Source organism: Nocardia yamanashiensis (genome assembly GCF_021183565.1).
GTDB lineage: Bacteria > Actinomycetota > Actinomycetes > Mycobacteriales > Mycobacteriaceae > Nocardia > Nocardia yamanashiensis.
Map to the genome: position 1 here is coordinate 3589567 of NZ_CP089226.1, position 16034 is coordinate 3605600.

A 16034-nucleotide genomic window follows, 5' to 3' on the forward strand; every position below is an offset into this window, starting at 1 on the left:
CCGAAGAAGCTACCCTGCCGCCGCGACCTTTTCGGCATGGGCGGTGGTGAGAAGTTCCCAGGCGTGCGCGCGTCCGGTCTCGGTATCGCCCAAACCGGCCAGCATGCGCGCCAATTCGACGACCCGCTCGTCCTGGGTGAGCGCGCGGACACCGGACTTGACACCCTTGCCGTCGTCGACCTTGTCCACCACCAGGTGGGTGTCGGCGAAGGCCGCCACCTGCGGCAGGTGGGTGACCACGATGACCTGGTGGGTACGCGCCAAACGGGCCAGGCGACGGCCGATTTCGACCGCCGCGCGGCCACCGACGCCGGCGTCGACCTCGTCGAAGACCATGGTGGTGCCGTGTTCGGAACTGGCCAGCACCACTTCCAGGGCGAGCATGATGCGCGAGAGTTCACCGCCGGAGGCGCTGCGGCTCAAGGGCAGCGGCTGCGCGCCGGAGTGCGCGGCGAGCCGGAATTCGGCCTCGTCCACCCCGGTTGACCCGGCGTGCAGTTCCTGGCCGTCGATGGTCAGCGGCGCGGAATCCTGGGGGCCCGCGGGCATCGGCTGCACCAGCACCTCCAGACGGGCCCGGCCCATGGCCAGACCGCCCAATTCGGTGCTCACGGCGGACGCGAGCTTGCCCGCGGCCTTCGTGCGCGCGGCGGTCAGCTTCTTGGCGGTCTCGCGGACCTTCTCGGCCGCGGCTTCGACGTCTTTCGCCATGGCGGACAAGGCTTCCTCGGACACGTCCAGGGATTCCAGGCGGGTCCGCGCCTCATCGGCCCATTTGATGACGCCGTCGATATCCGGGGCGTATTTCCTGGTCAGCGTCTTGAGTTCGGCCTGCCGCACCAGCATGGTGTCCAGCGCGCCCGGATCGGACGGCAGATCCGACAGATAGGAGCTGAGTTCGGTGGCCAGATCCACCACCACCGAAATCGCCTCGCCGAGACGGGGACCCAGCACCGCCAGGGCGGGATCCTCGGCTGCTTCGATGCGGGCGCGGGCGGTGCCGAGCAGATCCAGCGCGCCGGAACTCTCGCCGGGCGCGTCGGCGGGTCCGGCCAGGGCGTCGTGAGCGGTGGCGGCGGCCTCGCGCAGCGAATCCAGATCCGACAAACGCCGCACTTCGTCGACCAGGTGCACATCCTCGCCGGGTTGCGGTGCGATGGCGTCGATTTCAGCCAGCGACTGGGTCAGCCGATCGGCTTCCAGGGCCAGTTCGCGGCTGCGCGCGGTGCGTTCCAGCAGTTCGTTGCGGGCGTCGAGCCATTTGCGCCGCGCCTTCTGGTACTTCGACAGCAGCGGGGCCACGGCATCGGCGGCGAACTGGTCCAGCGCGTGCAGCTGCTGGTCCGGGCGCTGCAGGCGCAGCTGATCGTTCTGGCCGTGCACGGTGAGCAGCGGCGTGGTGAAATCCGAGAGCACGGAAGCCGGAATACTGCGCCCGCCCAGGTGCGCCCGCGAGCGCCCGTCGCTGCCGACGGTGCGCACCGCGATGATGCTGCCGTCGTCGTCCTTCTCGGCGGCGGAGGCTTCGAGGACCTCCTCGACCTCGGCGCGGGCGCTGTCGTGCACCTCCTCGACGGTGAAGCGGCCCTCGACCACCGCCCGCGAGGCTCCCAGCCGGACCCGGCCCGCATCGGCGCGCGCCCCGCTGAGCAGGTGCAGGCTGGTGACCACCATGGTCTTGCCCGCACCGGTCTCACCGGTCAGAACGGTCAAACCTTCATGGAATTGCGCGGTGGCGGTGGAAATTACGCCGAGTCCGTCAATCCTGATCTCTGTCAGCACTCGTGCTCTCCGTTCGTGCAGACGGGCGGCCCCGCCAGCCTGTCACGGGCAACTGGAACTTGCGCACCATCCGGTCGGCGAAGGGCGCGGAATCCAAACGCACCCAGCGCACCGGCTCGGTCCCGCGGACCGCCTCGACCCGGCCGCCCCGCGGCAATGCGAGGGTGCGTCGGCCGTCGAGGAAAACTATCGCATCGTGGCCCGTGGCAACGGTTTCCACCGCGATCAGCGACTCCGGGCTGGTGACCAGGGGCCGCGCGAACAGGGCGTGGGCATTGCTCGGGATGACCAGCAGCGCTTCGAGTTCCGGCCACACGATGGGGCCGCCGGCGCTGAAAGCGTAAGCGGTGGAACCGGTCGGCGTGGCGATCAGCACGCCGTCGCAGCCGAAAGCGGACACCGGGCGCGCGTCGACCTCGAGCACCACCTCGAGCACGCCCATGCGGGCGGCGTTCTCGATGCTCGCCTCGTTCAGCGCCCAGCCGCGTTCCACCACCTGATCATCCACGCGCACACTGACATCGATGGTCATGCGCTGTTCGACGGTGTAATCGCGATGCACGACCTGCGCGAGCGCCTCGTCCAGATGTTCGGCCTCGGCCTCGGTCAGGAACCCGATCCGGCCCAGATTGATGCCCAGCACCGGCACCGACGCGCTGCGCGCCAATTCGGCCGCGCGCAGGAACGTGCCGTCCCCGCCGAGCGCCAGCACCATCTCGCAGCCGACGGCCGCGTCCGGTCCGTGCTCCATCACCCGGAACGGGTAGCCGTCCGCTTCGCCCCGATCGTTCAGATCGAAACGCGTGCTGTAGGCCTCGTCCTCGAGCACCCGCAACCCGATGCCCGCGGCGTCGAATATCTTCGCGACGCGATGCGCGGTCTCGATGAGTTCGGGCCGTCCCGGATGCGCGACCAGCAGAATCTCCCTGGTCGTGCTCGCCGCGTTCACTGTGGACCCTCCTGCACCGCCCGATCGATCAGCGCCGCAACCCGCGCCGCCTCGTCAGAATCGTATGTGTAGGAGCCGACGGACGCGCCGTCACGGCGGTCACCGGCGGCCTCGGCGTCGTTCCCGGCCACGCCGGCCGCCTCATCGGAATCCGCCGGGCCGCCCGCTTTGCGCAGCCAGAGGAAGTACTCGACATTGCCGGAGGGACCGGGCAGCGGGCTGGCAGTGGCGCCCATGGTGCGCAGGCCGAGTTTCGCTGCGGCGGCGGCGACTTCGCGCACGGTTTCGGCGCGCAGGGCCGGATCCCGCACCACGCCACCGGAACCCACGCGGTCCTTGCCGACCTCGAACTGCGGCTTGACCATCGGGAGCAGGTCGGCACCCGGGGCGGCGCAGGCGGCCAGGGCGGGCAGCACCAGGGCGAGGGAGATAAAGGAGAGGTCGGTGACGACGAGATCGACTGTGCCGCCGATGAGTTCGGGGGTGAGGGAACGCACATTGGTGCGGTCGTGCACCCGGACGCGATCATCGTTCTGCAGGCGCCAGATCAGCTGGCCGTAGCCGACATCGGCGGCCACCACTTCCTTCGCGCCCTTGGACAGCAGCACATCGGTGAAGCCGCCGGTCGAGGCGCCGGCATCGAGGCAGCGTTTACCGTCGACCGAGACGCCGAGCGGTTCGAACGCCGCCAGGGCGCCGAGGAGTTTGTGCGCGCCGCGCGAAGCCCACTGCACTTCGTCCGGTTCCTCCCGGACCAGCAGCGGCGTCCCCGTCTCGACGCCCGTCGCCGCCTTGGTGGCGACCGTTCCATTGATCAGGACGCGACCCGCCGTGATCAGTTCGACCGCGTGTTCCCGCGACCGCGCCAATCCGCGACGAACCAGTTCCGCGTCCACTCGCGCGCGCCTGGCCACCTCAGATCTTGTCCACCGTGGCCAGGGCCTGCACCAGCACGTCGTGCGCCTGCTCCAGAATCTTGGCGCGCCGCACCAGGTCCGTGCCCGCATCGGCCGAATCCCGTGCGCCCGCCGCCAATTCGGCCAGCAGCGCGTCCACCTCCGCCTGCACTCGCTGCGGGTCGGCGAATTCCTGATTCGCGCCCGGAAGGTGCTGCCCGGGCAGCGGCACCCCGGGGCGGGGTCCCGGCGCGGGCATCGGCGGGCGGGGCGTGGGCATGTTCATCGTGGCGACAACGCTACCCGAACTCCCATTCGAACACACGTACCCGTGCCGCATCCGATCCCGCCGCCGACCCGCCCGCGCCGGCATTCTCACCGCGCGCCGGAAAAGTCTGTTGCGCGGCTGTGCCAGCATGGAGCAAATGGACCGCAACTTCGATGATCTGGTGACCGAAGCCGCCGCGGTATCGGTGGACGGGTGGGACTTCTCCTGGCTCGCCGGGCGTGCGACCGAGGCGCGGCCGTCCTGGGGATATCAGCGGCAGCAGGCGTCGCGACTGGCCGTCGCCCGCGCCGCCCTCGATATCCAGACCGGCGGCGGCGAGGTGCTGGCGGAAGCGCCACTGCTGCCGCCCACCATGGTCGCCACCGAATCCTGGCCGCCCAATCTGGAGAAGGCGACGCGGCTGCTGCATCCGCGCGGCGCGGTGGTGGTGGCCGATCCGGACGAACCGCCACTGCCGTTCGCCGCCAATGCCTTCGATCTGGTCACCAGCCGGCATCCGGCCACCATCTGGTGGGCGGAGATCGTGCGGGTACTGGAACCCGGTGGCGCGTATTTCGCCCAGCATGTCGGACCGGCCAGTGTTTTCGAGCTCGTCGAATACTTCCTCGGGCCGCAGCCGGAAGCGCGATTGCAGCGCGATCCCGAGCGAGAGGCCGCCGATGCCCGGGCCGCCGGGCTCGACATCGTGCAATTGCGCACCGAGCGGCTGCGGATGGAGTTTCACGATATCGGCGCGGTGATCTATTTCCTGCGCAAGGTGATCTGGATGGTGCCCGGATTCACCGTGGAGGAGTACCTGTACCGGCTGCGCATGCTGCACGAGCGGATCAGCGCCGAAGGACCCTTCGTCGCGTACTCCGCTCGCACATTGGTCGAGGCGCGGAAGCCGTTGTAGGCGTACCGGATCAGCCCTGCGCGGCGGGCGGAGCAGCCACGGCGATGGCCCGGCCCGGGTTGGCGCGCAGCAGCTCCGCCAGCCCGTCGGCGATATCCGCGCCGTTCGTCAGGTCCGGCAGCGCCGCCGCGACAGGATGATTGAGGGCGTCGAGGGATTCCCCGACATAGGTGGGCAGCTGGTTGCGCGGCTGGTTGCGCAGATCCGCGAGCGTGCTGACGCCGGTGAGGACCATCAGCGACGGCAGGCCGACCGTGTGCGCGCCATCGATATCGGTGTCCAGGCGGTCGCCGACCACCAGGGCATCGCGTGTCCCGCCCTGGGTGATGGCCTCCTCCAGCAGCGGCGCGAACGGCTTGCCCGCCACGATCGGCTCGCGGCCGGACGCGGTCCGCAGCGCCGCCACCATGGAACCGTTGCCCGGTGCCAGGCCGCGTTCGTTGGGCAGCGTGGCATCGGTGTTCGCGGCCACCCACAGCGCTCCGCCACGCAAAGCGTAGGCGGCCTCGGCGAGATCGGCCCACGCGGTGAGCGGCGAATGCCCCTGCACCACCGCGTCCGGCACCACGCCGTCGAAACGCCGGATCGCCTGCAGCCCTACGTTCTCCACTTCCGCCACGAGATCATCGGTACCCACCACGAGCACCGTGGATCCCGGCCCCAATCGCTTCGCCAGCAGATGCGCGGCGGCCTGAGCGCTCGTCGCCACCTCGTCCTCGGTTGCGGGATAACCCATTTCGCGCAGATGGTGCGCCACCCCCGCGGCCGACCGACTCGCGTTATTGGTCACATACACCAGCCGCTGATCCGCACCGTCCCCCGAAAGCGCCTCGGGCGCACCGGGAATCGGATCATGCCCACGGAACAGCGTGCCGTCCAGATCCAGCAGCAGTGCCCCGAATCGATCCCGTAGCCGCATATGCCGCCCTCTCGCTCTCACCGAACAGATCCACGAGCCCGCCGTCCACCCCGGCGTGCCCGCACCGGCCGCATCCTGCCGCCGCCTGTAATCCTGACCTACCGCACCACCCCACCGGAACAGCGGGTCACGCGGATCCGTACCCGGCCGATGCCGTCGGCTGCGCGCACGGCGCGACGGTGGCATCCCACTCGAGCCGGTCCGGCTGAGGGCACCGCTGGACAGGCTGGGCTTCACTACGGCAGTCCCCCGGCCTGCCGTACCGGCCGCATCCTGCCGCCCGTAGACCCGACCTACACCACCCGCCCAACCGGATCAGCGGATCACGCGGAACCGGGCCGGGCCGATGCCGCCAGCGGCGCGAACAGTGCGACGGTGGCATCCCACTCGAGCCGGTCCCCGCAAAGGGCGCACCGGCGGACGTCCATGTGCGCTGGAACCGGAGCACGCCGGACGTGCGCCTGCTCAGCGAATACAAAACGACCGCGTGGCGGCCCGGTCGGGTTGCCACGCGGTCGTTTTCACCAGCGTTTTACGTCGTTCAGTTCTCCGAGGACTTCTCGGAACGCGCGTCGGTCTCCGGGTCGTCGGTGGCCGAGGCAGGTTGGGTCGCAGGCGCGTCCGCGTCGTCGTCATCGTCGTCGATCACGTCGGCGGCGTCGTCGATGTCTTCGGCGTCGGCCGCGGTCTTCGCGTCCTCGGCCACGGTGCTGCGGCGGGAGTCGGCGGCGGCCGCGTCCTCGTCGAGGGCGGGGGCGGCGTCTTCGTCGGCCAGGTCGCCGTCGTAGTCGTCGTCCTCGTCATCCGAGCCGTCTTCGTCCGAGTCATCGTCTTCGTCGGAGTCGTCGATGTCCCAGGCAGCGCGGTCGCCCGTGTTGCCCTCGGCCAGGTCGGCGGCGCGGTCCTCGGCGTCGGTCTCGCCGTCGAGGTCGGCGGAGGCGGCGTTCATGAACCAGGTGAGCGCTTCCTCGGCGCGGCCGGCGGCGAGGAGGGCCTCGGCGTAGGCGTAGAAGAGGCGGGCCGCAGCGGAACCGGTGCGGGCCGGATCCAGCTCGGCGGTCTGCAGGGTCACCACGGCCTGGTCGTACTGGCCGAGGTCCATTCGGGCGCCGGCGACGACGATGCGCAGTTCGGTCGCTTCGTCACCCTGCAGGGCACGGGCTTCGTCGCTGCGGCCGAGTTCGATGGCACGCTCCGGACGGCCCAGGCCGCGTTCGCAGTCGGCCATGACGGCCAGCAGGCCGGAACCGCCGGACATACGGCGGGCGGTGCGCAGTTCCGAGAGCGCCTCCGCCCATTCACCCGCGTGGTAGGCCGCGACACCGGCGGTCTCGCGCACCACGGCGATGCGGCCGGCGCGCTGGCGGGCCGCGCGGGCGTGTGCGAGCGCCAGTTCCGGATCCTCGTCCAGCAGCTGGGCGACCATCACCAGATGGCGGGCCACCGACTCGGCATTGCTCTTGTCCAGGCTCAGCAGGTCGCGGCGGACGGCCGGTTCCAGATCCGAGGCCTGCACGTCGTCGGGCAGCGTGGGCTCGTCGGGACGACCCGAACGCCGCTCACCCGGACGGCCACCGCCGGCCCGGGCGCCTTCGCCGCCACGCCGCCGATCCTTGCCGCCGTCGTACGACCGCTCCGAACGATCCCGGTCGCCACGCTCCTCGGAACGCTCCGACCGCTCGAAGTCCTTGCCCTCGGCGCGATCGTCGCCGTCCTTCGCGCGATCGTCGCCGAAACCATTGCGCCCGAAGCTCTTCCGCTCCTCGCGATCCCCGCGCTCGGCACGATCCGAACGCTCGGGACGGTCACCGCGATCGCGGCCGAATCCCTTTCCGCCGTCACGGTTTTCGCTGTCACGCCCGCCACGGTTGAAGCCGCCGTCACGGCCTTCACGCTTGTAGCCGCCCTCGCGACCTTCACGGTTGAAGCCGCCCTCGCGACCTTCACGGTTGTAGCCGCCTTCGCGACCCTCGCGATTGAATCCGCCTTCGCGGCGGTCGCGGTTGTAGCCGCCTTCACGGCCTTCGCGATTGAACCCGCCCTCGCGGCCCTCGCGGTTGTAGCCGCCTTCGCGACCCTCGCGGTTGAAGCCGCCGCGGCCTTCGCGGTTGTAACCGCCCTCGCGGTTGCCGCCTTCGCGGTTGAATCCACCGCTGCGGCCCTCACGGTTCGAGCCGCCGCCGCGGTTGAAGCCACCCTCACGGCCCTCACCGCTGCGGTTGAAGCCGCCACGGCCCTCACGGTTGTAACCGCCCTCGCGGCCTTCACGATTCGCGCCGCCGCGGTTGAATCCGCCGTCACGGCCTTCGCCGCCGCGGTTGAACCCGCCGCGACCTTCACGGTTGTAACCGCCTTCGCGGTTCGAGCCGCCGCCACGGTTGAAGCCACCTTCACGGCCTTCACCGCTCCGGTTGAAGCCACCACGGCCCTCACGGTTGTAACCACCCTCGCGGTTGCCGCCTTCACGGTTGAAGCCGCCGCGCCCGGAGTCGTCACGGTTGCCGCGGTAGCCGCCACGGTCGCTGTCGCCGCGGTTGAAGCCGCCGCGATTCTCACGGTTGAAGCCGCCTTCGCGATTGCCGCCGCCGCGGCCTTCGCGGTTGTAGCCGCCTTCGCGGCCCTCGCGGTTGTAGCCACCGCGGTCATCGCCGCCGCGACGGAAGCCGCCCCGGTCGCCGCCCTCGCGATTGAAGCCGCCGCCGCGGTTCTCGCCGCCACGGCCGCCGAAGCCGCGCCCGCCTTCGCGGTTGCCGCCTTCACGGTTGAAACCGCCGCGCCCGGAGTCGTCACGGTTGCCGCGGTAGCCGCCACGGTCACCGCGGTCGCGATCGAAACCACCGTCGCGGCCGGTCCGGCCTTCCCGGCGATCGTCCGCCGCATTGTCGCGCGGCTTGCCGAAACCGCCCTGTCCGGATCCGCCACTGCGGCGGAAGGGTTTGCGGCCGTCGTTCTGCTCCGCCACGGTGATCCCTCTCTAGTCTTGTAGCCTGCGGTACCCGGCCGCGGCGCTGGGGGGCGCGTGAGGAGGGCCGGCGGACTGGTCCGCCAACCTTCAATTCAATCACGTGCCTTCGAGCGTCTTCGCAGCACCGGGTGTTGAAACGCAGAAAGGGGACCCAATAGTGGGTCCCCTTTCGCGAAGGATGTTCCGGCGGTGTCCTACTCTCCCACACCCTGTCGAGTGCAGTACCATCGGCGCAGGTGGCCTTAGCTTCCGGGTTCGGAATGGGACCGGGCGTTTCCCCACCGCTATAGCCGCCGTAACTCTATGAAACTAGACACAGAGAGCCAATCCCGTTACCGGGCTTGTCTTCTCAGGTATCTGTGTGTTGTTTCAGATACCGCACAGTGGACGCGTAGCAGCTTTGTTGGTAAGTCCTCGGCCTATTAGTACCGGTCACCTACACCCGTTACCGGGCTTCCAGTTCCGGCCTATCAACCCAATGGTCTGTTGGGGGCCTTAACCCATCAAGTGGGTGAGAAACCTCATCTTGGAACAGGCTTCCCGCTTAGATGCTTTCAGCGGTTATCCCTTCCGAACGTAGCAAACCAGCCGTGCCCTTGGCAGGACAACTGGCACACCAGAGGTTCGTCCGTCCCGGTCCTCTCGTACTAGGGACAGCCTTCCTCAAGTTTCTGACGCGCGCGGCGGATAGAGACCGAACTGTCTCACGACGTTCTAAACCCAGCTCGCGTGCCGCTTTAATGGGCGAACAGCCCAACCCTTGGGACCTACTCCAGCCCCAGGATGCGACGAGCCGACATCGAGGTGCCAAACCATCCCGTCGATATGGACTCTTGGGGAAGATCAGCCTGTTATCCCCGGGGTACCTTTTATCCGTTGAGCGACACCGCTTCCACTTGCCGGTGCCGGATCACTAGTCCCGACTTTCGTCCCTGCTCGACCTGTCGGTCTCACAGTCAAGCTCCCTTGTGCACTTGCACTCGACACCTGATTGCCAACCAGGCTGAGGGAACCTTTGGGCGCCTCCGTTACATTTTGGGAGGCAACCGCCCCAGTTAAACTACCCACCAGGCACTGTCCCTGAACCCGATCAGGGTCCGAGGTTAGAGGTCCAATACGATCAGAGTGGTATTTCAACGACGACTCCACACACACTGGCGTGCATGTTTCACAGTCTCCCACCTATCCTACACAAACCGTACCGAACACCAATACCAAGCTATAGTGAAGGTCCCGGGGTCTTTTCGTCCTGCCGCGCGTAACGAGCATCTTTACTCGTACTGCAATTTCGCCGAGTCTGTGGTTGAGACAGCTGAGAAGTCGTTACGCCATTCGTGCAGGTCGGAACTTACCCGACAAGGAATTTCGCTACCTTAGGATGGTTATAGTTACCACCGCCGTTTACCGGGGCTTAAATTCTCAGCTTCGCACCGAAGTGCTAACCGGTCCTCTTAACCTTCCGGCACCGGGCAGGCGTCAGTCCGTATACATCGTCTTACGACTTCGCACGGACCTGTGTTTTTAGTAAACAGTCGCTTCTCACTGGTCTCTGCGACCCCTCCTAGCTCCCACCGTAAAGGTGTTCACCGGGCTGGGTCCCCCTTCTCCCGAAGTTACGGGGGCATTTTGCCGAGTTCCTTAACCACAGTTATCTCGATCGCCTTAGTATTCTCTACCTGACCACCTGTGTCGGTTTGGGGTACGGGCCGTGTACCAACTCACTAGAGGCTTTTCTCGGCAGCATAGGATCACTGAATTCGCCTCAATCGGCTACGCATCACGTCTCAGGCTATATGCGGTGCGGATTTGCCTACACCACGCCCTACACGCTTACACCAGGTATTCCATCACCTGGCCCAGCTACCTTCCTGCGTCACCCCATCGCTTACCTACTACACCCAGGGTCTCGTGCAGCCACTTCCGGCTCCCCGAAGGGAGTCCATCCGCTTTTGGACGATTAGCACAGATGATTCGATATTTGGCGCGGATACACGGGTACGGGAATATCAACCCGTTGTCCATCGACTACGCCTGTCGGCCTCGCCTTAGGTCCCGACTCACCCTGGGCGGATTAACCTGGCCCAGGAACCCTTGGTCATTCGGCGGACGAGTTTCTCACTCGTCTTTCGCTACTCATGCCTGCATTCTCACTCGCGCAGCCTCCACGGCTGGATCACTCCGCCGCTTCCCTGGCTACACGACGCTCCCCTACCCATCCACGCTCCTGGCCCGAAGGCGGGATAATGCGTGAATGCCGCGGCTTCGGCGGTGTACTTGAGCCCCGCTACATTGTCGGCGCAGGATCACTTGACCAGTGAGCTATTACGCACTCTTTCAAGGGTGGCTGCTTCTAAGCCAACCTCCTGGTTGTCTTCGCGACCCCACATCCTTTTCCACTTAGTACACGCTTAGGGGCCTTAGCCGGCGATCTGGGCTGTTTCCCTCTCGACTATGAAGCTTATCCCCCACAGTCTCACTGCCGCGCTCTCACTCACCGGCATTCGGAGTTTGGCTGACTTCGGTAAGCTTGTGGGCCCCCTAGGCCATCCAGTAGCTCTACCTCCGGTGAGAAACACGCGACGCTGCACCTAAATGCATTTCGGGGAGAACCAGCTATCACGGAGTTTGATTGGCCTTTCACCCCTACCCACAGCTCATCCCCTCAGTTTTCAACCTAAGTGGGTTCGGGCCTCCACGACGTCTTACCGTCGCTTCACCCTGGCCATGGGTAGATCACTCCGCTTCGGGTCCATAGTGTGCGACTCGTTCGCCCTATTCGGACTCGCTTTCGCTACGGCTCCCCCACACGGGTTAACCTCGCCACACACCGATGACTCGCAGGCTCATTCTTCAAAAGGCACGCCATCACCCCACAAGAGGGCTCTGACGGTTTGTAAGCGCACGGTTTCAGGTACTATTTCACTCCCCTCCCGGGGTACTTTTCACCTTTCCCTCACGGTACTAGTCCGCTATCGGTCACCAGGTAGTATTCAGGCTTATCGGGTGGTCCCGACAGATTCACAGCAGATTTCACGGGCCCGCTGCTACTCGGGTGCTCATTACAAGAGCCAAGATGTTTTCGCTTACGGGATTCTCACCCTCTACGATAGGCCGTCCCAGACCACTTCAGCTAACAACTGGGTTTCTTACTCTTGCTCCTCACGGCAGTGAGAAGAAAATGAGTCCCACAACCCCAGAAACGCAACGCCTGCCGGCTATCACACGCTCCTGGTTTAGCCTCTTCCGCTTTCGCTCGCCACTACTCACGGAATCACATGTTGTTTTCTCTTCCTGTGGGTACTGAGATGTTTCACTTCCCCACGTTCCCTCCACACACCCTATATATTCAGGTGCGGGTGACACGACATCACTCGTGCCGGGTTTCCCCATTCGGAAATCCTCGGATCTCAGCTCGTTTGACAGCTCCCCGAGGCTTATCGCAGCCTACTACGTCCTTCATCGGCTCCTGGTGCCAAGGCATCCACCGTACGCTCTTTATCACTTACTAACAAAGATGCTCGCGTCCACTGTGCAGTTCTCAAACAACACACAAGATTGATTCTGTATCTCAGCACCAGCCCGAGCACGCTCGGCGGTATGACTGAAGAACCAGTCTCGTCGTTTTTTGCCTGGAAAAAATCGCTTCCGCGTGTTCTTTCAGGACCCAATAGTGTGTCGGTATATCAATCGCGGCTCCGGACATGGCCGGCGCCTTGATGCGATGAGTTTGTCAGTGTTCCACCCATGAGCGTCCGCCGGAAAACGTATGTTTCCGAAACGGTCTCTGCCAGAGCGACATTCACCTGTGTGAAGTGCTTCTGGAGAAGTGCTCCTTAGAAAGGAGGTGATCCAGCCGCACCTTCCGGTACGGCTACCTTGTTACGACTTCGTCCCAATCGCCAATCCCACCTTCGACGGCTCCCTCCACAAGGGTTAGGCCACCGGCTTCGGGTGTTACCGACTTTCATGACGTGACGGGCGGTGTGTACAAGGCCCGGGAACGTATTCACCGCAGCGTTGCTGATCTGCGATTACTAGCGACTCCAACTTCACGGGGTCGAGTTGCAGACCCCGATCCGAACTGAGACCGGCTTTAAGGGATTCGCTCCACCTCACGGTATCGCAGCCCTCTGTACCGGCCATTGTAGCATGTGTGAAGCCCTGGACATAAGGGGCATGATGACTTGACGTCGTCCCCACCTTCCTCCGAGTTGACCCCGGCAGTCTCTCACGAGTCCCCGCCATTACGCGCTGGCAACATAAGATAAGGGTTGCGCTCGTTGCGGGACTTAACCCAACATCTCACGACACGAGCTGACGACAGCCATGCACCACCTGTACACCGACCACAAGGGGGGCCATATCTCTATGGCTTTCCGGTGTATGTCAAACCCAGGTAAGGTTCTTCGCGTTGCATCGAATTAATCCACATGCTCCGCCGCTTGTGCGGGCCCCCGTCAATTCCTTTGAGTTTTAGCCTTGCGGCCGTACTCCCCAGGCGGGGCGCTTAATGCGTTAGCTACGGCACGGATCCCGTGGAAGGAAACCCACACCTAGCGCCCACCGTTTACGGCGTGGACTACCAGGGTATCTAATCCTGTTCGCTACCCACGCTTTCGCTTCTCAGCGTCAGTTACTGCCCAGAGACCCGCCTTCGCCACCGGTGTTCCTCCTGATATCTGCGCATTTCACCGCTACACCAGGAATTCCAGTCTCCCCTGCAGTACTCTAGTCTGCCCGTATCGACTGCAAGCTTGCAGTTGAGCTGCAAGTTTTCACAATCGACGCGACAAACCGCCTACAAGCTCTTTACGCCCAGTAATTCCGGACAACGCTCGCACCCTACGTATTACCGCGGCTGCTGGCACGTAGTTGGCCGGTGCTTCTTCTACAGGTACCGTCACTTGCGCTTCGTCCCTGTCAAAAGAGGTTTACAACCCGAAGGCCGTCATCCCTCACGCGGCGTCGCTGCATCAGGCTTTCGCCCATTGTGCAATATTCCCCACTGCTGCCTCCCGTAGGAGTCTGGGCCGTGTCTCAGTCCCAGTGTGGCCGGTCGCCCTCTCAGGCCGGCTACCCGTCGTCGCCTTGGTGAGCCGTTACCTCACCAACAAGCTGATAGGCCGCGGGCCCATCTCGCACCAGTAAACCTTTCCAACAACCCCCATGCAGAGGCTGCTCATATCCGGTATTAGACCCAGTTTCCCAGGCTTATCCCAGAGTGCGAGGCAGATCACCCACGTGTTACTCACCCGTTCGCCGCTCGTGTACCCCGAAGGGCCTTACCGCTCGACTTGCATGTGTTAAGCACGCCGCTAGCGTTCGTCCTGAGCCAGGATCAAACTCTCCGTTGAAGACTCTCGAATCCATCCTTGCGGATGTAATCGGAAGAATTAACCAGAGTCCGAAAACCTTGGCAAAATCAAACGCCAACAAAAAGTATTTGCTGACTAAATGTCCAGCCCCATCACACGGGGGGTGTGAGGCCGGAACCAAATTAAATATTTGGCACTGACATTCATCGACACACTATTGAGTTCTCAAAGAACACACGCACACACCAACATCCCCGGCTTGAACCGGCTAGTCGGTGAGGCTGCTTGTTTCTTGCTGGTGAAGCTTAGCTCAACCCTCGCAGCAGAACCAAATCCGCTGGTCGTTCGAACTATCCTCGATCATCAGGCGCTCGCCGTCCAACCTCGTTTCCCAGTACCTCTCGGCTCCGGGTCGGTGTCCGTGTCGCTCTGACCTGGAATAAGTTACGTGTTGCTACGAAGCAAAGTCAAATCGCGCCTCTACCTGCGTGTTTCGCGGCGATTCCGCGCGCCTCGACGAGATCGAACCCGTCGCGCCCGACACTGACCGTGCTGCGGCGGCAACATTCGCTTGGATGGAGGGTCTGCGTGGATTCGACGGTTGGTGCACAGAGTTCCGGGAGTCAGCGGCATCCGGGGGGTGACAGTCTCGGGTACGTCATCTTCATTACCGCCGCGGCCGCGATGGGCGGGTTCCTGTTCGGATACGACAGCTCGGTCATCAACGGGGCGGTCGAGGCGATCCGGGAGCGGTACGACATCGGGTCGGCGGCCTTGGCCCAGGTGGTCGCGATCGCCTTGATCGGTTGTGCGATCGGCGCGGCCATCGCGGGGCGGATCGCGGACCGGATCGGGCGGATCCTGGTCATGCGGATCGCGGCGGGGTTGTTCACGGTCAGCGCGCTCGGCTCGGCGCTGCCGTTCGCGCTGTGGGATCTGGCCATGTGGCGCGTGCTGGGCGGCATCGCGATCGGTATGGCCTCGGTGATCGGGCCCGCCTATATCGCGGAGGTTTCGCCGCCGGCCTATCGCGGGCGGCTGGCGTCCTTCCAGCAGGCGGCGATCGTCACCGGCATCGCGGTCTCGCAGTTGATCAACTACGGGATTCTGCAGATCGCGGGTGGCGAGCAGCGCGGGAAGATCGCCGGGCTGGAGGCCTGGCAGTGGATGCTCGGTGTGATGGTGGTGCCGGCCATCCTCTACGGCTTGTTCTCGTTCACCATCCCGGAGTCGCCGCGCTATCTGATCTCGGTCGGGAAAATCGACCGCGCGAAGAAGGTGCTGGCGGAGGTCGAAGGCGAGAACGTCGACCTCGACGCTCGGGTCCGGGAGATCGAGCTGGCCATGAGGAGCGAGCACCGGTCCACCTTCCGCGATCTGCTGGGCGGGCGGTTCGGGTTCCTGCCGGTGGTGTGGATCGGCATCGGGTTGTCGGTGTTCCAGCAGTTGGTGGGCATCAACGTGGTCTTCTATTACTCGTCCACGCTGTGGCAGTCCGTCGGCATCGATCCGACCAGTTCGTTCTTCTACTCCTTCACCACCTCGATCATCAATATCTTCGGCACCGTGATCGCCATGACGCTGGTGGACCGGATCGGCCGGAAACCGTTGGCGCTCATCGGTTCCACCGGTATGGCCATCTCGCTGGCGGCGGAAGCCTGGGCGTTCTCGGCCAAGACGATCGATGCCGACGGCGCGGTGCATCTGCCCAATGCCCAGGGCCTCACCGCCCTGATCGCCGCGCACTGCTTCGTGCTGTTCTTCGCCCTGTCCTGGGGCGTCGTGGTGTGGGTGCTGCTCGGCGAGATGTTCCCGAACCGGATCCGCGCGGCGGCGCTGGGCGTGGCGGCGTCGGCGCAGTGGATCGCCAACTGGGTCATCACGGCCAGCTTCCCCAGCCTGTCGGATTGGAACCTGTCGGGGACCTACGTCATCTACACGGCGTTCGCCTTGCTCTCGATTCCGTTCGTGCTCAAGTTCGTGCCCGAGACCAAGGGCAAGGCGCTCGAAGAGATGGGTTGAGC

Annotated in this window: 7 protein-coding genes, 3 rRNA genes and 1 pseudogene; 2 read left to right on the forward strand and 9 right to left on the reverse strand. The window is 64.9% G+C overall.

Annotation, left to right across the window (positions count from 1 at the left end):
• Nucleotides 1-9: 9 nt before the first annotated feature.
• Genes recN through LTV02_RS17315 form a run of 4 tightly spaced genes read right to left on the reverse strand, consistent with a single transcriptional unit; the run spans nucleotide 10 to nucleotide 3913 of the window.
• A complete protein-coding gene (gene recN, locus LTV02_RS17300; RefSeq protein WP_067713695.1) occupies nucleotides 10-1782 on the reverse strand; it encodes a DNA repair protein RecN in 1773 nt (590 codons plus the stop codon).
• Nucleotides 1760-2731: an NAD kinase gene (locus tag LTV02_RS17305; protein WP_067714410.1), complete on the reverse strand. Its 972-nt coding sequence runs from the start codon at nucleotides 2729-2731 to the stop codon at nucleotides 1760-1762. The genes recN and LTV02_RS17305 overlap by 23 nt, the downstream gene beginning before the upstream one ends.
• Nucleotides 2728-3645: a TlyA family RNA methyltransferase gene (locus LTV02_RS17310; protein ID WP_233040970.1), complete on the reverse strand. Its 918-nt coding sequence runs from the start codon at nucleotides 3643-3645 to the stop codon at nucleotides 2728-2730. Before LTV02_RS17310 ends, LTV02_RS17305 begins: the two co-directional genes overlap by 4 nt.
• Before the next feature lies 1 nt (nucleotide 3646).
• Entirely contained in the window at nucleotides 3647-3913 is a 267-nt protein-coding gene (locus LTV02_RS17315; protein WP_233040971.1) for a hypothetical protein, read from the reverse strand.
• A 139-nt stretch (nucleotides 3914-4052) separates the two neighbouring features.
• Between LTV02_RS17315 and LTV02_RS17320 the strand changes: the two genes are divergently transcribed.
• Nucleotides 4053-4811, forward strand: a complete 759-nt coding sequence (locus LTV02_RS17320) for a class I SAM-dependent methyltransferase (RefSeq protein ID WP_233040972.1) — start codon at nucleotides 4053-4055, stop codon at nucleotides 4809-4811.
• 10 nt (nucleotides 4812-4821) lie between these two features.
• On the opposite strand, the gene LTV02_RS17325 is transcribed toward LTV02_RS17320, so the two are convergent.
• From LTV02_RS17325 to LTV02_RS17345, 5 genes and pseudogenes are all read right to left on the reverse strand, one after another.
• Entirely contained in the window at nucleotides 4822-5730 is a 909-nt protein-coding gene (locus LTV02_RS17325) for an HAD-IIA family hydrolase (protein WP_233041607.1), read from the reverse strand.
• An 865-nt stretch (nucleotides 5731-6595) separates the two neighbouring features.
• A pseudogene (locus tag LTV02_RS17330) lies at nucleotides 6596-7546 on the reverse strand (hypothetical protein); the annotation flags it as partial.
• Nucleotides 7547-8876: 1330 nt separating this feature from the next.
• A 5S ribosomal RNA gene (rrf, locus tag LTV02_RS17335) occupies nucleotides 8877-8993 on the reverse strand.
• Between the two features lie 104 nt (nucleotides 8994-9097).
• Nucleotides 9098-12203: ribosomal RNA gene (locus LTV02_RS17340) — 23S ribosomal RNA — on the reverse strand.
• A 329-nt stretch (nucleotides 12204-12532) separates the two neighbouring features.
• Nucleotides 12533-14049: ribosomal RNA gene (locus LTV02_RS17345) — 16S ribosomal RNA — on the reverse strand.
• The 16S, 23S and 5S rRNA genes sit together here, the layout of an rRNA operon.
• Before the next feature lie 549 nt (nucleotides 14050-14598).
• On the opposite strand from LTV02_RS17345, the gene LTV02_RS17350 reads away from it, so the two are divergent.
• Nucleotides 14599-16032 carry a sugar porter family MFS transporter gene (locus tag LTV02_RS17350; RefSeq protein WP_233040973.1) on the forward strand — a complete coding sequence of 478 codons (1434 nt, stop codon included), beginning with the start codon at nucleotides 14599-14601 and terminating at the stop codon, nucleotides 16030-16032.
• Nucleotides 16033-16034 lie beyond the last annotated feature (2 nt).